Annotated in this window: 2 protein-coding genes; both read right to left on the bottom strand. The window is 75.1% G+C overall.

Annotated elements, in window-relative coordinates; genetic code table 11:
* Positions 1-62: 62 nt before the first annotated feature.
* A complete protein-coding gene (locus IE275_RS16820) occupies positions 63-6,362 on the bottom strand; it encodes a type I polyketide synthase (RefSeq protein ID WP_229870296.1) in 6,300 nt (2,099 codons plus the stop codon).
* A gap of 5 nt (positions 6,363-6,367) precedes the next feature.
* Complete coding sequence (locus IE275_RS16815) at positions 6,368-26,518, bottom strand: type I polyketide synthase (protein WP_189712120.1); 20,151 nt, start codon at positions 26,516-26,518, stop codon at positions 6,368-6,370.
* Positions 26,519-26,566 lie beyond the last annotated feature (48 nt).

Here is a 26,566-nt window from a genome sequence, read left to right as displayed (position 1 = left end):
GCCGGCACGGCTGACACGGGTCGGCCCCGGCGTCCGTACGGGCGCCGGGGCCGACCTCGTGTTCAGGAGCCGGCGAGGCCGAGCCAGTCCAGGACCGGGCGGGCGGCCGCGGCGGCGTGCTCCTCCAGCATGGTCCAGTGGTTCCCGGGCACCTCGCCCGCGGTGTGCGGCAGGTGCCAGGAGGCCTGCGGCGCGGGCGGCCCGCTCCGGTCCTCGTCGAGGATCCGGCCGGCGGCGCGCAGGAACAGGGTGGGCGCGGCCACCTCGGCCGGCTTCCAGTCCGCGAAGGCCCTGAAGTAGCCGCCCATGCCGGTCAGCCGGGCGAAGTCCACCCCGTCCACCATGCCCTCCCGGTCGAACATGCTGTCCATGAAGACCGAGGCGAAGCCCTGGACGACGTCGTGGCCGGGCAGATAGGTGTCCAGCAGCACCACACCGGCGGGTGCCTCCCCGAGGCTCTCCAGCCGGGCCGCGACCGCATGGGCGAGCCAGCCGCCGGAGGAGTGCCCGACCAGGACGACGGGCTCGCCCTCGGCGCGGGTGCCGCGGACGGCGTCCGTCAGACAGGCGACGGCCGCCTCGGCCGAGCGCGGCAGCGCGGAACCGTCGGCGAAGCCCGGCGGGACCAGCACCGACACCTCGCAGACGTCCTGGAAAGCGGCCGCGAACCGCGCGTACTGGTGGACGCTGGTCAGGGCCACCGGGGCGGCGAAGCAGACCAGCGACGGCCGCCCCGGGCCCCGGGAGAGCCGTACCGGCCGCGGGGCGTGGGCGGTCGCGTGTTCCGTGTCGAAGCCGGGGCGGATCCGGGCGGCGGCCATGAGGAGTTCCACGCCGTCCTCGTACTGGCCGGCCTCGCAGGCCTGCCGGAACAGGGCCTCCACGGAGCCCGGCGGCGGACCGGCGGGGACGCCGGCCGTCGCACCGGCGGGTCCGGCGCTGTCAGCGCTGTTCTCGGGTCCGGCCTCCGCCAGCAGCGCGCGCAGATGTGCGGCGACGGCGGCCGGGGTGGGGTGGTCGAAGATCAGCGTGGCCGGCAGCGGGAAGCCGCCCGCCGCGGTGAGGCGGTTGCGCAGTTCGATGGCGGCCAGCGAGTCGAAGCCCAGGTCCGTGAACGGGTGCTCGGCGTCGACCGCCGCCGCGGAGGTATGGCCGAGCACCGCGGCCACCTGCTCGCGCACCGCCGTGGCGAGGAACTCCTCCCACTCGCGCTCCGGCAGATCCCGCAGGGCACGCCGCAGACCGCCCGGGTCGCCGGTGGCGGCCGCCGCCCGGGTGTGCCGGGCCCGGGGCCGTACGAGGTCCCGCAGCAGCGGGGGCAGCAGATCGCCGGCCGGACCGCCGGCGTCGAGCCGCATGGCCACCAGCGTGGCGTCCGGGCCCGCGGTGGCCGCGTCGAACAGCGCGAGGCCCTCCTCGTCGGACAGCGCGCCGAGTCCCACCCGGCGCAGCCGGTCCAGTTCGGCCGAGCCGAGCCCCTCGGTCATCCCGCTGAGCCGGGCCCACATGCCCCAGGCCGCCGAGACCGCGGGGCGGCCCTGCTCCCGCCGGTGGTGGGCCAGCGCGTCCAGGAACGTGTTCGCCGCCGCGTAGTTGCCCTGCCCGGCGCCGCCCAGCGTGCCCGCGAGGGACGAGAACAGCACGAACATCGACAGGTCGTCACCGGCGGTCAGCTCGTGCAGGTTCCAGGCTCCGTCCACCTTGGGACGCAGCACCTCGGCCAGCCGCTCCGGGGTCATGGAGCCGATCAGCCCGTCCGCGACCACGCCCGCCGTGTGCACCACACCGGTCAGCGGGTGTGCGGCCGGTACGGCGGCCAGGACGGCGGCCAGCGCGTCCCGATCGGCGACGTCGACCGCCGCGACGGTGACGGACGCGCCCGCCGCGCTCAGGTCCGCGACGAGTTCGGCGGCGCCCCGGGCGGCCCCGCCCCGCCTGCTGGTGAGCACCAGGTGCCGTACGCCCCGCTCGACGACCAGGTGCCGGGCCACCAGGGCGCCGAGGGCTCCGGTGCCACCGGTGACGAGCACGGTGCCTTCGGCCCGCAGGGGTTCGGAGGCGGACTCCGCCGGGGTCGTACGGGCCAGCCTGGCAGCCGACACCGCACCTTGACGGATCGTCATCTGCGGCTCGGTGGTGCCGAGAGCGGCGGGCACGGCGGCCGCGGACTCCGGGGTGCCGTCGAGGTCCAGCAGCACGAAGCGGCCCGGGTGTTCGGCCTGCGCGGAACGCACCAGCCCCCACACCGCGGCCGCCGCCGGATCCGTCACCCCGGGGGCCACCGCGCCCTCGGTGAGCACGACGAGCCGCGCCGCCGCCGGGGCGTCGTCCGCCAGCCAGGTCCGCAGCAGGTCCAGCGCGGCGGCGGCCAGCCGGTGGGCGCGGTCCGCCGGGTCCGTGGCGTCGACGGGATCCGGCAGCGCGGCCAGCACCAGGTCCGGGGCCACGCCGCCGGCCTCCCGCAGCGCCGCCAGGTCCCGGTGGCCGTCCACGGCTGTGCCCGCGTCCTCGAACGCCCGGCGCAGCCCGGGGCCGTCGAGGCCCAGCAGGGCGCAGCGCGCGGCGCGGGCCGCCGGGGCGTCCGGTGCCGGGAGGGGGGTCAGGGGGGTCAGATGGGTCAGCGGGGTCCACTCCAGCCGGAACAGCGAGCGCCGGTACGCCCCGGCCCGCATCCCGTCGGCGCCGACGGGGCGCAGCACCAGGGACGCCACGGAGGCCACGGGGTCGCCCGAGGGGTCGACGGCCGCGAACGACAGCGCGTCCGTGCCGGCCGGGGCCAGCCGCACCCTCAGCGAGGCGGCACCCGTGCGGTGCAGCCGTACCCCGCTCCAGGAGAACGGCAGCCGTCCCCGGCCGATGTCGGCCAGCGGTCCGCCCAGGTTAAGGCCGTGCATGGCCGCGTCCAGCAACGCGGGGTGGATGCCGAACCCGTCGGCCGTCTGCCGTACCGGCTCCGGAGCCTCGATGTCGGCGTACACCTCGTCGCCCAGCCGCCAGGCGGCCCGCAGGCCCTGGAAGGCCGGGCCGTAGCCGAGGCCGGCGTCGGCCAGCCGCTCGTGGAGACCGTCCGGCGACAGCGGCTCCGCCCCGGTGGGCGGCCAGACCGTCGGCGTCCAGGCGGGCGTGGGGTCCTGTCCGGCGGGCGCGAGCGTGCCCTCGGCGTGCAGGGTCCACTCCGGGTCGGTCGTGGGACGCGCGTACACCCGCACCGAGCGGCGGGCGTCGTCGTCGGCCGGGCCCACCACCAGCTGAAGGGCGACCGCGTCCTGTTCGGGGAGAACCAACGGGGCCCGCAGGGTCAGTTCGGCCAACTCGCCGCAGTCCAGCCCCTCCCCCGCCCGCAGGGCCAGTTCGACCAGGGCCGTTCCCGGGAGCAGCGCCACACCGGTCACGGTGTGGTCGGCGAGCCACGGGTGGGTCTCCAGGGACAGCCGCCCGGTGAGCAACAGCCCACCGGAGTCCGGCAGTTCCACGGTCGCACCGAGCATCGGGTGACCGGCCGGGCCCAGCCCGGCGTACTCGATGTCCCCCGCCGAGACCCCGCTGTCCAGCCAGTACCGCTCCCGCTGGAAGGCGTACGTCGGCAGCTCCACCCGCCGTGCGCCCCGACCGGCGAAGAACTCCGGCCACGCGACCGGCACTCCCCGCGTGTGGGCGTGGGCGATCGCGGTGGTCAGGGTCTCGGTCTCCGGGCGACCGGCACGCAGGAGCGGAAGGCCCAGAGCCTCCACACCCTCGGGCAGACACTCCTGGCTCATGGCGGACAGGACACCGTCCGGACCGAGTTCGATCAGCGTACGGACGCCGTGATCGGCGAGCGTGCGTACGCCGTCGGCGAAGCGGACCGCCTCGCGGACATGGCGGACCCAGTACTCCGGGTCGCACAGCTCGGCGGCGGTGGCGAGTTCACCGGTCAGGTTGGACACGACGGGGATGCGCGGGGACTCGTACGACAGGCTCTCCGCGACCTTGCGGAACTCCGCGAGCATGGGCTCCATGCGCGGGGAGTGGAAGGCGTGCGAGACCGTGAGCCGCTTGGTCCTGCGGTCCCCGAAGACGGCCGCGACGGCCAGGACCGCGTCCTCGTCGCCCGAAATCACGGTGGAGGAAGGGCCGTTGAGCGCGGCGATGGACATCCCGTCGACGAGGGCCGCCGTCACTTCCTCCTCGGTGGCCTGCACCGCCACCATCGCGCCGCCCTCGGGCAGCGCCTGCATCAGACGGCCTCGCGCCGCCACCAGCCGGCACGCGTCGTCCAGCGACCACACACCCGCGACGTGCGCCGCCGCCAACTCACCGAGGGAATGACCGGCGAGGTGGTCCGGCACCACGCCCCAGGCTTCCAGCAGCCGGAACAGCGCCACCTCCAGGGCGAACAGGCCCGCCTGGGTGTGGATCGTCCGGTCGAGAGCCGTACCGCCCTCGAACACCACCTCGCGCAACGGCCGGTCCAACTCGCCCTCGAACCCGGCGCAGACCGCGTCGAAGGCCTCGGCGAAGACCGGGAAGGTGTCGTACAACTCCCGTCCCATGCCGGCTCGTTGTGCGCCCTGGCCGGTGAACAGGAAGGCGGTCCTGGCGCGGCGGGAGACGACTCCCCGCACCAGAGCGGGCGCGTCGCGGTCCTCCGCGAGGGCCGTCAGGGCGGCGGTGAGGGTGGCGCGGTCCGTGGCCACGAGCGCGGCGCGGTGGTCCATGGACGTGCGGGTGGTGGCCAGGGAGAGGGCGATGTCCTGGGGCGCCGCGTCCGGGTGGGCGCCGAGATGGGTGCCGAGGCGGTGGGCCTGGGCCCGCAGGGCCTGAGGGGACCTGGCGGAGAGGATCCAGGGCACGGTGGTGGTCCGTACGGTGGTCTCGGCGGCCGGGGCGGACTCCTCGGGGGCCTGTTCCACGATGGCGTGCGCGTTGGTGCCGCTGATGCCGAAGGAGGAGACGCCGGCGCGGCGGGGGCGGCCCGTCGTCGGCCACCGCCGGGTGTCGGTCAGGAGGGAGACCCGGCCCGCGGTCCAGTCGATCCGGGGCGAGGGTTCGTCGATGTGCAGGGTCGGCGGCAGCACGCCGTGCCGCATCGCCATCACCATCTTGATGACACCGCCCACGCCGGCGGCCGCCTGGGTGTGCCCGATGTTGGACTTGAGCGAGCCGAGCCAGAGCGGGCGGTCCTCGGCCCTGTCCTGGCCGTACGTGGCCAGCAGCGCCTGTGCCTCGATGGGGTCGCCCAGGCCGGTGCCGGTGCCGTGGGCCTCCACGGCGTCGATCTCGTCGGCGGACAGCCGGGCGTCGGCCAGTGCCTGCCGGATGACGCGTTGCTGGGACGGGCCGTTGGGTGCCGTCATGCCGTTGGAGGCGCCGTCCTGGTTGACGGCGGTGCCGCGCACCACGGCCAGGATCCGGCGGCCGGCCCGGCGGGCGTCGGAGAGCCGCTCCAGGACCAGCATGCCGACGCCCTCACCGAGGCCCGTGCCGTCGGCGGAGGCGGCGAACGCCTTGCAGCGGCCGTCCGGGGCCAGCCCGCGCTGCCGGGAGAACTCCAGCAGGGTCACCGGGGCCGCCATCACGGAGACCCCGCCGGCCAGGGCCATCGTGCAGTCCCCGGAGCGCAGTGCCTGGGCGGCGAGGTGCAGCGCGACCAGGGAGGACGAGCAGGCGGTGTCGAGGGTGACCGCGGGACCCTCCAGCCCGAAGGTGTAGGCCAGCCGCCCGGACGCGATGCTGCCCGAGTTGCCGTTGCCGATGTATCCGGCCACGTCGTCGGGTACGCCGCGCAGCCGGGCCGCGTAGTCGTGGTACATCAGGCCGGCGAAGACGCCGGTGCGGCTGCCCTTGAGCGAGGTGGGGTCGATGCCCGCGCGTTCGAAGGCCTCCCAGGAGGTCTCCAGGAGCAGGCGGTGCTGCGGGTCGGTGGCCAGGGCCTCGCGCGGGGAGATGCCGAAGGGCGCGGGGTCGAAGTCCGCCGCGTCGTAGAGGAAGCCGCCCTCTCGCGCGTAGGCGGTGCCGATGCGGTCCGGGTCGGGGTCGTAGAGGCCGTCCACGTCCCAGCCGCGGTCCCGGGGCAGTCCGGCGACCGCGTCGGTGCCCTCGGACACCAGCCGCCACAGGTCCTCCGGGGAGCCGACGCCGCCGGGATAGCGGCAGGCCATGCCCACGATGGCGATCGGCTCCTGGTCACCGGCCTCACGTTCGCGCAGCCGCAGCCGCGTCTCCTGGAGGTCGGCGGTCACGCGCCGCAGATAGCCGAGGAGTTTCTCCTCATTGGTCCCGGGACTCGTCACGGACTGGTTCGCTCCTCGCAAGTGGTCTTCAGGGGTGTGGGTCATGGCGGTTCCGGCCATGGCGGTGCGGGCGACGGTGGTGCGGGTCATGGCGGTCACAGCCCTCCGAGTTCGCCGTCGATGAAGTCGAACAGCTCGTCGGCGGTGGCCGTCCCGAGGTCGCGGGCGGGTTCCGCGGCCTCCGGTTCGGTGCGGAAACGGCTCCACTTGGCGAGCAGGGTCTGGAGCCGCACGGTGACCTCGTCGTACGCCGTGTCGTCCGGGGCGACGTCGGACAGGGCGTCCGGGGTGATCGCGGAGAGGGCCGACTCCATCCGGGTCAACTCCGCCAGCAGCGGGGCCGTGGCCACGGGTTCGGCCAGGTCCAGGTCGTCCAGCAGCCGGGCCGCGAGCCGCTGCGGGGTCGGGTGGTCGAAGACCAGGGTGGCGGTGAGACGGAGGCCGGTGACCTGGTTGAGCCGGTTGCGCAGCTCCACGGCGGTCAGCGAGTCGAAGCCGAGTTCGCTGAACGCCTGGTCGGGTTCGACGGCGTCCGCAAAGGTGTGGCCCAGGACGTCGGCGACCTGGCCGCGGACGACGTCCAGCAGCACCTTCACCCGGTCCGCCACGGGTACGCCCAGCAGGCGGGTGCGCAGCGAGGTGCCGTCCGTGGCGTCCTGGCCCCGCGCGGTCCGGCGCAGCGGTCCGCGGACCAGGTCGCGCAGCAGTGCGGGGACGGCCGCCGCGCCGCCGGGCGCCAGGTCCAGGCGGGTCGGCACCAGCAGCGGCTCCCCCAGTGCCTCGGCCGCGTCCAGCAGCGCGAGGCCCTCGGGCGCGGACAGGCCGGTCATGCCGGAGCGGGCCATACGGCGTACGTCGACCTCGCCGATGCCGTCGGCCATGCCGCTGTTGATGCCGGCCGCGTCGGCCCACAGGCCCCAGGCGAGCGAGGTCGCGGCGAGGCGCCGGGCCCGGCGGTGGTGGGCCAGGCCGTCGAGGAAGGCGTTGGCCGCCGCGTAGTTGCCCTGGCCCGGTCCGCCGAAGACACCGGCGGCCGAGGAGAACAGCACGAACGCCGACAGGTCCAGCCGCTCGGTGAGCGTGTGCAGGTGCCAGGCCGCGTCCACCTTGGGGCGCAGCACCCGGTCGACCCGGTCGGGGGTGAGCGAGCCGATCACGCCGTCGTCGAGCACACCGGCCGCGTGGACGACACCGGTGAGCGGGCGGTCCTCGGGGATGCCGGCGAGGAGCGCGGCGAGCGCGTCCCGGTCGGCGGTGTCGCAGGCGGCGACGGTGACGCTCGCGCCCAGGGCGGTGAGTTCCGCCGCGAGCGCGTCGGCACCGTCGGCCGCCGGTCCCCGCCTGCTGGTGAGCAGGAGGCTGCGGACACCGTGGGCGGTGACCAGGTGGCGGGCGACCAGGCTGCCGAGCGAGCCGGTGCCGCCGGTGATCAGGACGGTGCCGTCGCCGTACGGAGTGCGGGTCGGGTCGTCCGCCGTGGTGGCCGATGTGTCGGTGACGCGGCCCAGGCGGGCGGCGTGGACCGTGCCGTCGCGCAGGGCGAGCTGGGGTTCGCCGCCCGCGACGGCGCCGGACAGGACCCGCCAGGACGGGTCGCTGCCGTCGACGTCCAGGAGGACGAACCGGTCGGGGTTCTCGGTCTGCGCCGACCGGAGCAGACCCCACAGTGCGGCGCCGGCCAGGTCCGGCACGGTGTCGTCGGGCCGTGCGGCGACCGCGCCCCCGGTCACCACGACCAGGCGGGCGGTGTCGAGGCGGGCGTCCGCCAGCCAGGACTGGGCGAGTGCCAGCACGCCGTGCGTGGCGGTCCGTACCGCCTGCGGCGAGCGCTCGCCGCCCCCGGCGCACACCAGCACCACGTCGGGCACCGGGGCGCCGGCGGTGACGGCCTCGCCGAGCGCGGCCAGGTCCGGGTACGCGGCGGGCGGGGCGCCCGCCGCCTTGAGTCCCTCGGCCAGGCCGAGCGCGTCGGCGCCGAGCAGCGCCCAGGAGGCCGCCGTGCCCGCCGGGAAGGCGGGGTGCGGCAGCGCGGTCCAGTTCAGGCGGAACAGCTGATCGTGATGGCCGCCGCGGCCGCCCTGCGCGCCGGCGAAGGCGTCGGCCTGCACCGGGCGCAGGACCAGGGACTCCACCGAGGCGACCGGTGCTCCCGAGCCGTCGGCGACGGTGAGGGACACCACGTCCGGTCCGGCCGGCGCCAGGCGCACCCGCAGTGCGGTGGCGCCGGTCGCGTACAGGCAGACACCGGACCAGGCGAAGGGCAGCCGGATCCCGTCGGCGCCGGCCAGCAGGTCGCCGGGGCCGAGCGCGTGCAGTGCCGCGTCCAGCAGTGCCGGGTGCAGGCCGAACTGTCCGGCGTCGGCGGCCCGCGGGTCGAGGGTCACCTCGGCGAGCACGTCCGCGCCGTCCCGCCAGACGGCCCGCAGGCCCTGGAACGCCGGTCCGTAGTCGACGCCGTCCAGCGCCAGCCGCTCGTACAGTCCGTCCAAGGGGACGGGTACGGCGGTGGCGGGCGGCCAGACGCCCGTTCCCGCGGGGGGCGTCGCGTCGGGGCCGGTGACGCCGAGGAGGCCCTCGGCGTGCCGGGTCCAGACTCCGGCGGCCGCGCTCCCCCGGGTGTCGGGGGTGTCCGGCCGTGAGTGGACGGCCAGGGTGCGCCGCCCGGCCGGGTCGGCCTCGCCGACGGTGAGCCGTACCTGGACGGCGCCGTGGGCGGGCAGCACCAGCGGGCTCTCCAGGGTCAGTTCGTCCAGCCGGTCGCAGCCGACCTGGTCGCCGGCGCGTACGGCCAGCTCCACGAAGGCCGTGCCGGGCAGCAGCGCCGTTCCGGAGACCGCGTGGTCGGCGAGCCACGGGTGGGTGTCCAGGGACAGCCGGCCGGTGAACAGCAGGCCTGCGGAGTCCGGCAGTTCGACGGTGGCGCCGAGCAGCGGGTGCCCGGCGGTCGCCAGTCCCGCCGAGGCGACGTCGGCGGCGCCGGCCGGCCGCAGCCGCGGCCAGTACGACTGGTGCTGGAACGCGTACGTCGGCAGCATCACCCGGCGCGCGCCCCGGCCTTCGAGGACCGGCCGCCAGTCGACGGGGAGGCCGGCGACCTGGGCCTCGGCGAGCGAGGTCAGGAACCGGTCCGGGCCGCCGTCGCGCCGGCGCAGGCTGCCGACGACCGTGACGTCGGCGTCGATCTGCTGCACGGCGACCGTCAGCATCGGGTGCGGGCTCGCTTCCAGGAACGTCCGGTACCCGTCCGCCAGCAGCCGGCGCACGACCGGCTCGAACAGCACGGTGCCGCGGAGGTTGCGGTACCAGTACTCGGCGTCCAGTTCGGCGGTGTCGACGATCCCGCCGGTCACCGTCGAGTAGAACGGGATCCCGGTCGAGCGGGCCCGCACCGGGGCGAGCAGTTCCAGCAGGCGTTCCCGCAGCGGTTCGACCTGGGGGCAGTGGCTGGGCACCGACGCGGGGATGACCCGTACCCGGATGCCGTCCGCCTCGCACTCGGCGACGAACTCGGCCAGCGCCCGCTCGTCTCCCGCGAGGGTGACGGCGGTGGGGCCGTTGACGCCGGCCACCGACAGGGCGTCGCCCCAGCGGGCCACGCGCCGCTCCGCCTCCTCGGCGGAGATCATGACGGACGCCACGCCGCCCCGGCCGGTCAGCTCCTCGGCGAGCATGCGGCTGCGCAGCCCGACCACCCGGGCCGCGTCCTCCAGCGACAGCGCGCCGGCGACATGGGCGGCGGCAATCTCGCCCTGGGAGTAGCCGACCAGCGCCGCGGGCCGTACGCCGTGCGACCGCCACAGCTCGGCGAGCGACACCATCACGGCGAACAGCAGCGGCTGGACGACGTCCACCCGGTCGGTGTCCGGGGCGTCGGGCTCGCCGCGCAGTGCCGCCAGGAGCGACCAGTCGAGGAACGGCGCGAAGGCGGCGGCGCACTCCGTCATCCGCTCGGCGAACACCGGGGAGGTGTCCATCAGTTCGCGGCCCATCCCCAGCCACTGGGTGCCCTGGCCGGGGAAGACGAACACCGGGCCGCCGTGGGGCGCGGCGCCGGGGCCGCCCCGGACCACGCCGGGCAGTTCGCGGCCCTCGGCGAGAGCGGCCAACCGGTCCATGAACCGCGCCGGTTCGGCGGCCACCAGGACCGCCCGGTGGTCGAACACCGTGCGCGTGGCGAGCAGCGAGTGGGACACGTCCAGCGGGCGGAGCCCGGGGTGGCGTTCCAGGTGCTCCCGCAGCCGGGCGGCCTGGGCGCGGACGCCCGCGGCGGTCCGGGCGGACAGGAGCCAGGGCACCAGCTCCGGGGCGGTGTCCGGACCGTCCGCCCCGGCCGGCGACGCGATGTCCCCGCCGCCGAACCCGGCCGGCGGGGCGTCCTGCCCGTCCGGCTGCTCCAGGATGATGTGCGCGTTGGTGCCGCTGACCCCGAAGGAGGAGACGGCGGCCCGGCGGGGCCGGTCCAGGGCGGGCCAGTCGCGGGCCTCGGTGAGCAGTTCCACCGCCCCGGAGTCCCAGTCGACCTGCGACGACGGCGTGCCGACGTGCAGGGTGCGCGGCAGGACGCCGTGCCGCAGCGCCATCACCATCTTGATGAGGCCGGCGGCGCCCGCGGCGGCCTGCGCGTGACCGATGTTGGACTTCACGGAGCCGAGGAACAGCGGGGGCGTGTCCGCCTCGCGCCGGCCGTAGGTGGCCAGCAGCGCCTGCGCCTCGATCGGGTCGCCCAGCCGGGTGCCCGTACCGTGCGCCTCCACCACGTCGACGTCCCCGACGGACAGTCCGGCGTTGTCCAGCGCCTGCCGGATCACCCGCTGCTGCGACGGCCCGTTCGGCGCGGTCAGCCCGTTCGAGGCGCCGTCCTGGTTGACGGCGGTGCCGCGGACGACGGCCAGCACCGGGTGGCCGTTGCGGCGGGCGTCGGAGAGCCGCTCCACCAGGAGCATGCCGACGCCCTCGCCCCAGCCGGTGCCGTCGGCGTCGTCGGAGAAGGACTTGCTGCGCCCGTCCGGGGACAGCGCGCGCTGCCGGGAGAACTCGACGAAGGTGCGCGGCGTCGACATGACGGTCACCCCGCCGGCCAGCGCCATCGAGCACTCGCCCGACCGCAGTGCCTGCGCGGCCAGGTGCAGCGTCACCAGCGAGGACGAGCAGGCCGTGTCGATCGTCACCGCCGGGCCCTCCAACCCGAGGACGTACGAGACCCGGCCGGAGGCGACACTGCCCGAACTGCCGGCGCCGCCGACATCACCCTCGGTGTCCTCGTCCGGCGCCTGCGCCAGCAGCACCCCGTAGTCGTGGTACATCACTCCGGCGAACACACCGGTCCGGCTGCCCTTGAGGGTGGCCGGGTCGATGCCCGCCTGCTCGACGGCCTCCCAGGAGGTCTCCAGCAGAAGCCGCTGGTGCGGGTCCATCATCAGCGCCTCACGCGGGCTGATGCCGAAGAACGCCGGGTCGAACCTGGCCGCGTCGTGCAGGAAACCGCCCTCATTGGTGTACGAGGTGTGCGGGCGGGACAGCTCCGGGTCGTACAGCGCGTCGACGTCCCAGCCCCGGTCGGTGGGGAAGGCGCCGACGCCGTCCCGGCCGGTGGCCACCAGCTCCCACAGGTCGTCCGGGGACGCCACTCCGCCCGGGTAGCGGCAGGCCATGCCGATGATCGCGATCGGCTCGTCGGCCGCCGCGGCGGTGACCCGGGCGGGCGGCGCCGACTCGGGCTCCGCGCCGACCAGTTCGTCCCGCAGATGACGGGCCAGCGCCAGGGGCGTGGGGTAGTCGAACACCAGCGTGGCGGGCAGCCGCAGCCCGGTGCCCTGGTGCAGGCGGTTGCGCAGCTCCACGGCGGTCAGGGAGTCGAAGCCCGCCTCCCGGAACGCCTGGTCGGGGTCGACCGCGGCCGCGGAGGCGTGGCCGAGCACCGCGGCCACGTGCGTGCACACCAGTTCCAGCAGGCGCTGCTCGCGCTCGGCCGCCGGGAGTGCCGCGAGGCTCTGGGCGAGGCCGGATCCGGGGACGGACCGGTCGCCGGCGAGGCGGCGCCGGGCGGGTGCGCGGACGAGTGACCGCAGCAGGGCGGGGGCGTCCGCGGCGGCCGGCCGGCCGTCGGGCAGGCCGAGGTCCAGGTGCAGGGGCACGAGGACGGGCTCGTCGATCGTGGCCGTGTGGTCGAACAGGGCGGTGCCCTGCGCGGCGGACAGGGCCCGCAGACCGGAACGGCCCAGCCGTTCCCGGTCGGTCCCGGTGAGCGCGTCGGCCATACCGCCGCTCTGGTCCCACGGCCCCCAGGCCAGCGACTGTCCCGGCAGGCCGGACGCGGCGCGCAGCCGGGCCAGCCCGTCCAGGAACGCGTTCGCCGCCGCGTAGTTCGCCTGTCCCGCGCCGCCCATGACACCCGCGACGGAGGAGAACAGCACGAAGAAGGTGAGCGGCAGCCCACGGGTCAGCTCGTGCAGGTTCCAGGCCCCGTCGGCCTTCGGGCGGAGCACCGCGGCCAGCCGCTGCGGGGTCAGCGAGGCGAGTACGCCGTCGTCGGTGATTCCGGCCGCGTGCACCACGCCGGTCAGCGGGTGCTCGGCCGGTATCCCGGCCAGCAGCCCGGCCAGCGCCTCGCGGTCGGCGACGTCCACGGCGGCCACCCGCACCGAGGCGCCCAGCGCCTCCAGTTCGGCGACCAGCTCCGCCGCGCCCGGTGCCGCCGCGCCACGACGGCCCGTCAGCAGGAGTCGGCGTACACCGCGTTCGGCGACCAGGTGCCGGGCGAGTACGGCACCGAGGGCGCCCGTGCCGCCGGTGAGAAGGACGGTGCCGTCCGTCTCGGAGAGCCGAGGTGTCTTCGCCGGGGAGGTGGTGGCGGCGACAGCGACCCGGGTCAGCCTGGGCACCCGCACACCGCCACGGTCCACCGCGAGCTGGGGTTCGTCGCCGGCGAGGGCCTCGGTCAGCCGCTCGACCGGGACGGACCCGCCGTCGAGGTCCAGCAGGACGAACCGGCCGGGGTTCTCCGACTGCGCCGAGCGCACCAGGCCCCACACCGCCGCTGCCGCCGGGTCCGGCACCGGGTCCGCGTCGGGGTCCGGCACCCGGTCCGTACCCGGGTCCGGCACCAGGTCCGCATACGGGTCCACCGTCGCGCCCCGGGTCACGAACACCAGCCGAGCGGACGCGAACCGCTCGTCGGCCGACCAGGACTGCGCCAGCGTCAGCGCGGCGGCCACGGACTCGTGCGCCGCCGCCGCGCCCACGGCGGAGGCGTCGGCGCACACGAACACCACGTCCGGCACCGGGCCGTCCGGCACGGTCAGGTCCGGGTACGTGACGAGGTCCCGCCCGTCCGTACCGAGCGCCGAGGCGAGACCGAACACGTCGTCGCCCACGACCGCCCAAGCCCCTGCGGCCACCGTCCCCTCCGTCCGCTCGGGCAGCGGGATCCACTCGACGCGGAACAGCGACTCCTGGACGCCACCGCTGCGGGCCGCCCCCAACTGCCCGGCGCTCACCGGACGCAGCGACAGCGCGTCGACGCTCGCCACCGGGACGCCCTCGGGATCGGTGACCGTCAGCGCCACGGTGTCCGCGCCGCCGGTGCGGGACAGCCGTACCCGCACCGCCCGGGCACCTGCCGCGTGCAGGCTCACACCCGACCAGGCGAAGGGCAGCCGGGCCCGACCGGTGTCCTCGACGAGGTCACCCAGGCCGACGGCGTGCAGCGCCGCGTCCAGCAGCGCCGGGTGCAGCCCGAACCGTCCGGCCGTCTCGGCGATGTCCTCGCCGAGGGCCACGTCGGCGAACACCTCACCGGCGCGCACCCACACCGCCCGTACGCCCTGGAAGGCGGGCCCGTAGGTGAGTCCGGCGGCGGCGAACCCGTCGTAGAAGCCCTCGACGGCCACGGGGACCGCGTCCACCGGCGGCCAGGGCTCCGACTCCGTGCCCGGCACGGGACCGGCGGGAGCCAGCCGGCCGGCGGCGTGCCGGGTCCAGGCCTGCCCCGCTGTCCGGGAGTGGACGCTCAGGGCGCGGCCACCCGAGCCGTCGGCCTCGCCGACCGCCAACTGCACCTGCACCGAACCCCGTTCGGGCAGCAGCAGCGGCGCCTCCAGGGTCAGTTCCTCCAGGCGTCCGCAGTCGACCTGGTCACCGGCCCGGATGGCCAGCTCCACGAACGCGGTGCCCGGCAGCACGACCGACCCCTGAACGATGTGGTCGGCCAGCCACGGGTGGGTGTCCAGCGACAGCCGCCCGGTGAACAACAGCCCACCGGTGTCGGGCAGTTCGACGGCGGCCCCCAGCAGCGGATGGCCCGCCGCACTCATGCCGGCCAGCTCGACATTGCTCGCCGACACACCGATGTCCAGCCAGTACCGCCGGTGCTGGAAGGCGTACGTCGGCAGCTCCACCCGACGCGCGCCCCGACCGGCGAAGAACTCCGCCCAAGCGACCGGCACTCCCCGCGTGTGGGCGTGGGCGATCGCGGCGGTCAGGGTCTCGGTCTCCGGGCGACCGGCACGCAGGAGCGGAAGGCCCAGGGCCTGAACGCCCTCGGGCAGACACTCCTGGCTCATGGCGGACAGGACACCGTCCGGACCGAGTTCGATCAGCGTACCGACGCCCTGAGCGACGAGCGTGCCCATGCCGTCGGCGAAACGGACCGCCTCACGGACATGGCGGACCCAGTACTCCGGGTCGCCCAGGTCATCGGCCGTCGCCAACTCGCCCGTCAGGTTGGACACGACCGGGATACGCGGGGACTCGTACGACAGACCCTCCGCGACCTCGCGGAACTCCGCGAGCATCGGCTCCATGCGGTGGGAGTGGAAGGCGTGGGAGACCGTGAGCCGCTTGGTCCTACGGTCCCCGAAGGCGCCCGCGACGGCCAGGACCGCCTCCTCGTCGCCCGAAATCACCGTGGACGAAGGGCCGTTGAGCGCGGCGATCGACACACCGTCGACCAGGGCAGCCGTCACCTCGGCCTCGGTCGCCTGCACGGCCACCATCGCGCCGCCCTCCGGCAACGCCTGCATCAACCGGCCCCGCGCCGCCACCAGCGCGCAGGCGTCGTCCAGCGACCACACACCCGCCACATGCGCCGCCGCCAACTCACCGATCGAGTGACCGAGCAGCACCTGCGGGCGGATACCCCAGGACTCCAGCAGCCGGAACAGCGCCACTTCCAGAGCGAACAGCCCCGCCTGCGCATACACGGTCCGGTCGAGAGCCGAACCGCCCCCGAACACCAGCTCGCGCAGGGGTCGTTCCAGCTCACCGTCGAACCGTGCGCACACCGCGTCGAAGGTCTCGGTGAACGCGGGGAAGGTGTCGTACAACTCCCTTCCCATACCGGCTCGTTGCGATCCCTGCCCCGTGAACAGGAAGCCGACCCGGCCCTCCTCGGCCGCCACGCCCTGGACCAGGCCCGGTGTGCTTCCGTTCTCGATGAGCACGGTCAGTCCGGTCAGGAGTGCGTCCCGGTCGGCGGCGACCATGGCGGCCCGGTGGTCCAGGGCCGCCCGTGCGGTCGCCAGCGACAGACCCACGTCGGCGGGCGCCAGCTCCGGCATGGCCAGCACGTGGGCGCGCAGCCGCTCGGCCTGCGCACGAAGGGCAGCGGTGGTCTTGGCGGACAGGATCCAGGGGATCAGCGGTGAGACGGCCGGTGTCGGTGTGGCCGGCTCCTCGGCCGGGACGCGTTCCGGGGCCTGCTCCAGGACGACGTGGGCGTTGGTGCCGCTGATGCCGAACGAGGAGACGCCCGCCCGGCGCGGTCGCGCGAGCTCGGGCCAGTCCCGGGCCTCGCTCAGCAGCTCGACCGCGCCCGCTGACCAGTCGACCTGCCGCGACGGCTCGTCGACGTGCAGGGTGCGGGGCAGGACGCCGTGCCGCAGCGCCATCACCATCTTGATCACACCGGCGACACCGGCCGCGGCCTGGGCGTGGCCGATGTTGGACTTCACGGAGCCGAGGAACAGCGGCGAGTCCTCCGGGCGGTCCTGACCGTAGGTGGCGAGCAGCGCCTGCGCCTCGATGGGGTCGCCGAGCCGGGTGCCCGTGCCGTGCGCCTCCACCGCGTCCACGTCACCGGTGGACAGGCCCGCGTTGGCCAGCGCCTGCCGGATCACCCGCTGCTGCGACGGCCCGTTGGGGGCCGTCAGGCCGTTCGACGCGCCGTCCTGGTTGACGGCGCTGCCCCGCAGGACGGCGAGCACGGGATGCCCGTGGCGTTCGGCGTCCGACAGCCGCTCCACGAGCAGCATGCCGACGCCTTCACCCCAGCCGGTCCCGTCCGCCGCGTCCGCGAACGACTTGCACCGGCCGTCGGCCGCCAGCCCCCGCTGCCGGGAGAACTGGACGAAGGTGCCGGCCGTCGGCATCACGGTCACTCCGCCGGCCAGCGCCATGGTGCACTCGCCGGACCGCAGGGCCTGTGCCGCGAGGTGCAGGGCGACCAGCGAGGAGGAGCACGCGGTGTCCACCGTCACCGCCGGGCCCTCCAGGCCGAAGGTGTAGGCGACCCGGCCGGACACCACGCTGGACGAGGCGCCGGTCATCGCGTAGCCCTCGACGCTCTCGGCGGCGGTGTCGAAGCCGGCGCCGTACCCCTGGTAGCCGCAGCCGGCGAAGACGCCGGTCCGGCTGCCCTTGAGCGTGGCCGGGTCGATGCCGGCGTTCTCGAAGACCTCCCAGGAGGTTTCGAGGAGCAGCCGCTGCTGCGGGTCCATCGCCAGCGCCTCACGCGGGGAGATGCCGAAGAACCCGGGGTCGAAGTCCCCGGCCCGGTAGAGGAATCCGCCCTCGCGGACGTAGGCGGTTCCGGGGTGGTCGGGGTCGGGGTCGTAGAGGCTGTCGAGGTCCCAGCCCCGGTCGGCCGGGAACTCTCCGATGCCGTCGGCTCCGGTGGCCACCAGCCGCCACAGTTCGTCCGGGGAGGTGACGCCGCCCGGGTAGCGGCAGGCCATGCCGACGATCGCGATCGGCTCGTCGGACTGTACGGCGACGATCGGGCCGGCGGAGGCGGAGCCCGTGTCGGTGCCCTGGAGTTCCCGTCCGAGGTGCTCGGCGAGCACGGCTGCGGTGGGGAAGTCGTACACCAGGGTGGAGGGGAGGCCGAGGCCGGTGGCGGTGTTCAGCCGGTTGCGGAACTCGACCGCGGTGAGCGAGTCGAAGCCCAGCTCCTTGAAGGGGCGTTCGGCCGCCACCTCGTCCGGCGAGGTGTGCCCTAGTACGCCCGCCACCTCGGTGCGGACCAGTTCCAGCAGCGTCCTCGCGCGCTCCGCGTCGGACAGGCCGCGCAGCCGGCGTACCAGTGCCGAGTCCTCGACGGCGGCGGTGTGCTGCCGTCCCTCGGCCTCCAGGAGGTTGCGGACGTCCGGCAGGTCCCCGAGGAGGGGGCGGGGCCGGGCGACGGCGAAGCCGGGCAGGAACTGCTCCCAGACGACGTCGGCGACGGCCAGTGCGGAATCGTCGGCGTCCAGCGCCCGCTGGAGGGCGGTGACGGCCAGTTCCGGGGGCAGTGGCCGCAGCCCGCCGCGGCGCAGGTTCGCCTCACCGGCCGCGTCGGCCGCCGCGAGGCCCACCTCCGCCCAGGGTCCCCAGGCGAGCGCGGTCGCGGTCCGGCCGTGCTGCCGGCGCTGCTGGGCGAGTGCGTCCAGGTAGGCGTTGGCGGCCGCGTAGGCGCCCTGGCCGCCGCCGCCCCAGATCCCGGAGATCGAGGAGAACAGGACGAAGGCGTCCAGCGGTGTGTCGTAGAGCAGTTCGTGCAGGTTGCGGGCGCCGGCGACCTTGCCGGTCACCACGTCGGCGAACTCCTCGCCGCTCATCGTGGTGAGCGGGGTGTACTGGCCGATGCCGGCGGCGTGCACGACGGCACGCAGCGGGCGGTCGGCGGGCAGCCCGTCGAGCAGGCTCTCCAGCGCCGCCCGGTCCGCCACGTCACAGGCCGCCACGGTCACCTCGGCGCCGAGCGCGGTCAGTTCGTCGCGCAACCGTGCCGCGCCGTCGGCCGCGATGCCCCGGCGGCTGGTCAGGACGAGGTGTTCGGCACCGTTGCGGGCCAGCCAGCGGGCGACCTCGGCACCCAGCGCGCCGGTACCTCCGGTCACCAGCACGGTGCCACGCGGCCGCCACGGCGGCGTCCCGTCCGTCGTGGGCCGGGGGGCGTGAGTGAGCCGTCGCACGAACACGCCCGAAGCGCGTACGGCGAGCTGGTCCTCGTCGCCGATCCCGGACAGCACGCCGACCATGCGTCGCAGCGCGGGCTCGTCCAGCGTCTCGGGGAGGTCGACCAGACCGCCCCAGCGGTCCGGGTGCTCCAGGCCCACGACCCGGCCGAGCCCCCAGACCTGCGCCTGCGCGGCCCCGGCCAGCCGGTCGGACCGGCCCACCGAGACCGCGCCACGCGTCAGACACCACAGCGGTGCCGTGATCCCGGCGTCCCCGAGGGCGCGCACGAGTTCCAGGGTGGACCACAGGCCCGCGGTGACCGCGGGGCGGCTCGGGTGGGCGGACTCGTCCAGCGCGAGGAGGGACAGGACACCGGTGACGGGTCCGTCCACCTCCGACAGCCGTCGGGCCAGCTCCGCGCGGTCGGCCTCGGCGCCGTCGGCGGTCAGGACCACGGTCCGCGCCCCGCGCGCCTGAAGAGCGGGCACCAGGCCCTCGGCCGACCGGCCGCCGGGCCCGCCCTCGGGCGCCACCACGACCCAGGTTCCGGTGAGCGCGGTGACGGCGGTCTCCGGCACCGGCTTCCAGGTGACCTGGTAGCGCCACGCGTCGACGACCGACCGGGTACGGTGCCGCTCGCGCCAGGCGGACAGCATCGGCAGCACGACGCCCAGTGAGTCCCGCTCGTCCGCCCCGACTTCGAGGGCACCGGCGACGGCCGCCACGTCCGCCCGCTCCACGGCGTCCCAGAAGGCGGCGTCCACCGGATCGGCGTGGTCGACGGCCCCTGCGGCCGCGGTCGCCGTCCAGTACCGCTGCCGCTGGAAGGCGTACGTCGGCAACTCCACCTGGCCCGTGCTCCGGCCCGCGAAGACCCGCTCCCAGTCGACGGTGACGCCCCGGACGTGGGCCAGGGTGATCGCGCCGACGAGGGTCGCCGCCTCGCCACGCTCCGCACGAAGCGTCGGCACGAGCACCGCGTCGGTCTCGGCGATGCTGTCCTGTCCCATGGCGGACAGAACACCGTCCGGACCGAGTTCGATCAGCGTACCGACGCCCTGAGCGACGAGGGTGCCCATGCCGTCGGCGAAACGGACCGCCTCACGGACATGGCGGACCCAGTACTCCGGGTCGCACAGCTCGGCGGCGGTGGCGAGTTCACCCGTCAGATTCGACACGACCGGGATACGCGGGGACTCGTACGACAGACCTTCCGCGACTTTGCGGAACTCCGCGAGCATCGGCTCCATGCGGTGGGAGTGGAAGGCGTGGGAGACCGTGAGCCGCTTGGTCCTACGGTCTCCGAAGGCGGCCGCGACGGCCAGCACCGCCTCCTCGTCGCCCGAAATCACCGTGGAATACGGGCCGTTGAGCGCGGCGATCGACACACCGTCCACCAGGGCAGCCACCACCTCGGCCTCGGTCGCCTGCACGGCCACCATCGCGCCGCCCTCCGGCAGCGCCTGCATCAACCGGCCCCGTGCCGCCACCAGCGCGCAGGCATCGTCCAGCGACCACACACCCGCGACATGCGCTGCCGCCAACTCACCGATGGAATGGCCGAGCAGCACCTGCGGGCGGATACCCCAGGACTCCAGCAGCCGGAACAGCGCCACTTCGAGAGCGAACAGCCCCGCCTGCGCATGAACGGTCTGATCGAGAGCAGGCCCGCCCTCGAACACCACTTCCTTCAGCGACAGATCCCCGAACCGCGCACACACCGCGTCGAAGGCGTCGGCGAACGCGGGGAAGGACTCGTACAACTCCCGCCCCATGCCGACCCGTTGCGACCCCTGTCCCGTGAACAGGAAGCCGGCGGTGCGGCCGCCGTCCAGCACCGAGCCGTTCACCAGGCCCGGCACGTGCTCGCCCGCGGCCAGCGCCGCGAGGCCGGTCAGGAAGTCGGCCCGGTCGGCCGCGACCACTGCGGCCCGGTGCTCCAGAGCCGCCCGCGTGGTCGCCAAGGCGTGTCCCACCGTGGGGAGTTCGTCCTCCGGGTGGGTCTCCAGCCAGTCCTTCAGGCGCTGTGCCTGACCCCGCAGAGCTGCTTCGGTACGGCCCGACAGCACCCAGGGGACCACCGGCGAGGTCACCGTCGTGACCGGTTCCTCGGCCGGGGCCCGCTCCGGGGCCTGTTCGATGATGGTGTGCGCGTTGGTGCCGCTGATCCCGAACGACGACACCGCCGCCCGGCGCGGTCGCGCGACCTGGGGCCAGTCCCGGGCCTCGCTCAGCAGCTCGACCGCGCCCGCCGACCAGTCGACCTGCCGCGAGGGCTCGTCGACGTGCAGGGTGCGGGGCAGGACGCCGTGGCGCATGGCCATGACCATCTTGATCACACCTGCCACGCCCGCCGCGGCCTGTGTGTGGCCGATGTTGGACTTGATGGACCCCAGCCAGAGCGGCGAGTCCTCCGGCCGGTCCTGGCCATAGGTGGCCAGCAGCGCCTGCGCCTCGATCGGGTCGCCCAGCCGGGTGCCCGTACCGTGCGCCTCGACCACGTCGACATCCGTGGTCGACAGGCCCGCGTTGGCCAGCGCCTGCCGGATCACCCGCTGCTGCGAGGGGCCGTTCGGGGCCGTGAGCCCGTTCGACGCGCCGTCCTGGTTGACCGCGCTGCCCCGCAGGACGGCCAGCACACGGTGGCCGTTGCGCTCCGCGTCCGACAGGCGCTCCACGAGCAGCATGCCGACGCCCTCGCCCCAGCCGGTCCCGTCCGCCGCGTCCGCGAACGACTTGCACCGGCCGTCGGCCGCCAGCCCCCGCTGCCGGGAGAACTCCACGAACGTGCCCGCCGTGGGCATCACGGCGACACCGCCCGCCAGGGCGAGCGTGCACTCCCCCGACCGCAGCGCCTGCGCGGCGAGGTGCAGGGCCACCAGGGAGGAGGAACACGCCGTGTCCACGGTCACCGCCGGGCCTTCGAGGCCGAGGGCGTAGGAGATACGGCCGGAGGCGACGCTGGTCGAGATGTCGGTGATCGAGTACTCGGCCGAGTCGTCGTCCGGCGCGCTGCCGAAGCCGTAGCCCTGGTAGCTGGATCCGACGAACACACCGCACGCGCCGCCCTTGAGGGAGGTCGGGTCGATGCCCGCGCGTTCCACGGCTTCCCAGGAGGTCTCCAGGAGCAGCCGCTGCTGCGGGTCCATCGCGGCGGCCTCGCGCGGGGAGATGCCGAACATGCCGGGGTCGAAGTACCCGGCGTCGTAGAGGAAGCCGCCCTCGCGGGTGTAGGAGGTGCCGGGGTGATCGGGGTCCGGGTGGTAGACGGCGTCGAGGTCCCAGCCCCGGTCGGCCGGGAACTCCCCGATGCCGTCGGCGCCGGTCGACACCAGGTGCCAGAGGTCCTCCGGGGAGCCGACGCCGCCCGGGTAACGGCAGGCCATGCCGACGATCGCGATCGGCTCGTCGGACCCCACGGCACCGGCCGGGCCGGCGGCCGGCGCGGGATCCGCCCGGCCTGCGTCGCCGAGGAGTTCGTCGTGGAGGTGTGCGGCCAGCTCGGCGGGGGTCGGGTGGTCGAAGACGAGGGTGGCGGGGAGGCTCAGGCCGGTGAGGGTGTCGAGGCGGTTGCGGAGTTCGACGGCGGTCAGGGAGTCGAAACCGAGTTCCCGGAAGGCGCGGCCGTCGTCCACCGCGTCCGCCGAGGCGTGGCCCAGGACGCCGGCGGTCTCGGTGCGGACCAGCTCGGCGAGCAGCCGGTGCCGGTCGGTGTCGGGGAGGGCGGTCAGCCGGCGCAGGAGTGCGGAGTCGCCGTCCTCCGGGGTGACGTCGGTGACCAGGGCGCTGCGGGCCTCGGGCAGGTCGCCCAGCAGGGGGCTGGGGCGCAGTGCGGTGAATCCGGCGAGGAAGCGGTCCCAGGTCACGTCGGCGACGGCCACGGTCACGTCGGCGTGCTCGACGGCCTGGCGGAGCGCGGCGACGCCCAGTTCGGGGGCGAGCGGGGACAGGCCGCGGCGGCGCAGCTGTGCCTCGGCCTCGCCCTCGGCCATGCCGCCGCCGCTCCACGGGCCCCAGGCCACGGAGGTGGCGGTCAGGCCACGGGCGCGGCGCTGCTCGGCGAGGGCGTCGAGGTAGGCGTTGGCGGCCGCGTAGGCGCCCTGTCCGCCGCTGCCCCAGACGGCGGAGATGGAGGAGTACAGGACGAAGGCGTCCAGCGGTGTGTCGTGCAGCAGGGCGTCCAGGTTGCGGGCGCCGGCGACCTTGGCGCGCAGCACCTGGGCGAGTTCGGCCGGGTCGGTGTCGGCGACCGGGGTGAACTGGCCGGCGCCTGCGGCGTGCACGACCGCGCTGAGCGGCGCCTCGGCGGGCACCTCGGCGAGCAGCCGGGCCAGGGCGTCGCGGTCGGCCACGTCACAGGCCGCCACGGTCACCGTCGCGCCGAGCGCGGTCAGCTCCTGGCGCAGCTCCCGTGCCCCGGCCGCGGCCGGTCCCCGCCGGCTGGTGAGGATCAGGTGCGCGGCACCGTTGCGGGCGAGCCAGCGGGCGAACTCGGCGCCCAGCGCGCCGGTTCCGCCGGTCACCAGGACGGTGCCGCGCGGGCGCCAGGGGGCGGTCACGGACTCGGAGCGGGGGGCGCGGGCCAGGCGTCGGACGAACACGCCCGAGGCGCGCACCGCGACCTGGTCCTCGGTGTCGTCCCCGGCCAGCACCCGCAGGACCCGGGCCAGCGACCGCTGGTCCGGCGTCTCGGGCAGGTCGAGCAGGCCGCCCCAGCGGTCGGGGTGTTCCAGCGCCACGGCGCGGCCGAGGCCCCAGACCTGGGCCTGTGCCGGATCGGCGGGGCGGTCGGACCGGCCGACGGCCACCGCGCCGCGGGTCAGGCACCACAGCGGCGCCGTGATCTCGGCGGCCGGCAGCGCCCGGACCAGTTCCAGGGTGGCGGCGAGACCGGAAGTGACCTCCGGGTGGTCCCGGTGGGGGGTCTCGTCCAGGGCGAGGAAGGACAGCACCGCGCGGGCCGGCGGCGTCTCCCGCAGGAGGGGCAGCAGCGCGGCGACCGTGCAGTCGGCGGTGTCGACCTCGACGGTCGTGGGCTCGGCCCCGGCGGCGCGCAGGGCCGCGAGGACCGCGGTGGCCGTGGCGGACCCGCCGCGCGGCACCAGCGCGATCCAGCTGCCCGTCAGCGGCACCGGGTCGGTGGCGCGCTGCACCGGCTTCCAGAGGATGCGGTAGCGCCAGGAGTCCACGACGGACTGCGTCCGGTGCCTGCGCCGCCACGAGGACAGCACCGGCAGCACGGCGCTCAGCGAGGACCGCTCCTCCTCGCCCACCTCGAGCGTGTCGGCGAACGCCGCCACATCGGCGCGCTCCACGGCGTCCCAGAAGGCCACGTCCGTGGGGTCGGCCGCGGCGGACTCCGCGGTGACCTCGGGCCAGTACCGGTCGCGCTGGAAGGCGTAGGTGGGAAGGCTCACGGACACGGCACCGCGTCCCGCGAACAGCCGCGCCCAGTCGACCCGGACGCCGCGTGTGTGGGCTTGGGCGACGGCGGCGGTCACCGTCTGCGGCTCGGCCCGGTCGCCCCGCAGCACCGGCACGAACACCGCGCCGGACTGGTCGGCGCTGTCCTGCGCCATGGCGGAGAGCACCCCGTCCGGCCCCAGCTCGACGAACGTGGTCACGCCTTGGCCCAGCAGCGTCCGCACCCCGTCGGCGAAGCGGACGGCCTCGCGGACATGGCGGACCCAGTACTCCGGGTCGCACAGCTCGGCGGCGGTGGCGAGTTCACCCGTCAGATTCGACACGACCGGGATGCGCGGGGACTCGTACGACAGGCCCTCCGCAACCTGTCGGAAGTCCGCGAGCATCGGCTCCATACGGTGGGAGTGGAAGGCGTGGGAGACCGTGAGCCGCTTGGTCCTACGGCCCTCGAAGGCGGCCGCGACCGCGAGAACCGCGTCCTCGTCACCCGAAATCACCGTGGCCGAAGGGCCGTTGACGGCAGCGATCGACACCCCGTCGACCAGGGCAGCCATCACCTCGGCCTCGGTCGCCTGCACGGCCACCATCGCGCCGCCCTCCGGCAACGCCTGCATCAACCGGCCCCGCGCCGCCACCAGCGCGCAGGCGTCGTCCAGCGACCACACACCCGCCACATGCGCCGCCGCCAACTCACCGATCGAGTGACCGAGCAACACCTGCGGGCGGATACCCCAGGACTCCAGCAGCCGGAACAGCGCCACTTCCAGCGCGAAGAGCCCCGCCTGCGCATACACGGTCCGGTCGAGAGCAGGCCCGCCCTCGAACACCACTTCCTTCAGCGACAGATCCCCGAACCGCGCACACATCGCGTCGAAGGCGTCGGCGAACGCGGGGAAGGACTCGTACAACTCCCGCCCCATACCGGCCCGTTGCGAACCCTGCCCCGTGAACAGAAACCCGACCCGGCCGTCCTCGGCAGCCACACCCTGGACCAGACCCGGCGCCCCCCGCCCCTCGGCCAGCGCACCCAAGGCCTCCAGGAACCCGTCCCGGTCGGCGGCGACCACGGCGGCCCGCTGCTCCAGGGCCGCCCGTGCGGTCGCCAGCGACAGACCCACGTCGGCGGGCTCCGACTCCGGCATGGCCAGCACATGGGCGCGCAGCCGCTCGGCCTGGGCCCTCAGCGCTTCCGGGGTACGTCCGGACAGCACCCACGGCACCACCGGCGAGGTCACCGTCACCGGATCCGGCTGCGGCTGCGGCGTGCCGGCGGGTTCGTCCAGCGGGGCCTGTTCCAGGACGACATGCGCGTTGGTTCCGCTGATGCCGAACGAGGAGACGCCCGCCCGGCGCGGGTGTCCGGCCTCCGGCCAGTCCCGGGACTCGGTGAGCAGTTCCACCGCGCCGGCGGCCCAGTCCACCTGAGGCGAGGGCTCGTCGACGTGCAGGGTGCGGGGCAGCACGCCGTGCCGCATCGCCATGACCATCTTGATGACACCGGCCACGCCGGCCGCGGCCTGGGTGTGCCCGATGTTCGACTTCACCGAGCCCAGCCACAACGGCCGTTCCCCTGGCCGCTCCTGGCCGTACGTGGCGAGCAGTGCCTGCGCCTCGATGGGGTCGCCGAGCCGAGTGCCGGTGCCGTGCGCCTCCACGGCGTCGATGTCGGCGGCGGAGAGCCGGGCGTTGGCGAGGGCCTGGCGGATCACCCGCTGCTGGGAGGGGCCGTTCGGGGCCGTGAGGCCGTTGGACGCGCCGTCCTGGTTCACGGCCGAGCCCCGGACCACCGCCAGCACGTGGTGACCGTTGCGGCGCGCGTCCGACAGCCGCTCCAGAAGGAGCATGCCGACGCCCTCGGCCATGCCCATGCCGTCCGCGTCGGCGGCGAACGCCTTGGAGCGGCCGTCGGGGGCGACACCGCGCTGCCGGGAGAACTCGACGAGGGCGCCGGGGGTCGCCATGACGGTCACGCCACCCGCCAGCGCGAGCGAGCACTCGCCCTTGCGCAGGGCGTGCGCGGCGAGATGCACGGCGACCAGCGAGGAGGAGCACGCCGTGTCGATGGTGACCGCCGGACCCTCCAGACCGAGGGTGTAGGCCACCCGGCCGGAGAGCACGCTGCCCGAGGTGCCGGTGCCGACATAGCCCTCGGCCTCGCCGGGCGCGGTGCCGAAGAGCGCCGCGTAGTCCTGGCCGGCGATGCCGGCGAAGACGGCGGTCCGGCTCCCCTTCAGTGAGGCGGGGTCGATGCCCGCGCGTTCGACGGCCTCCCAGGAGGTCTCCAGGAGCAGCCGCTGCTGCGGGTCCATCGCCAGCGCCTCACGCGGGCTGATACCGAAGAACCCGGCGTCGAACTCCGCGGCCTCGTGCAGGAATCCGCCGCCCCTGACGTACGACCTGCCCGCGGCGTCCGGGTCGGCGTCGTACAGGGCGTCCAGGTCCCAGCCCCGGTCGGCGGGCAGCGGGGTGATCCCGTCGGCGCCGGACGCGACGAGCCGCCACAGGTCCTCCGGGGAGCCGACGCCTCCGGGGTAGCGGCAGCTCATCGCGACGATGGCGATGGGCTCCTGCTCCTTGTCGGTGGCCTCGCGCAGCCGGCCGTGTGCCTCGTCGAGTTCGGCGGTGACACGTCGGAGATAGGCGCGGAGCTTGTCTTCATTCGCCATGGGAGCGGCATCCATTCACACTTGCGGGGAAAACGGCGGGAGGTCGGC

This window comes from Streptomyces phaeofaciens (assembly GCF_014648915.1).
GTDB lineage: Bacteria > Actinomycetota > Actinomycetes > Streptomycetales > Streptomycetaceae > Streptomyces > Streptomyces phaeofaciens.
This window is presented reverse-complemented; position numbering and strand designations above follow the sequence as displayed.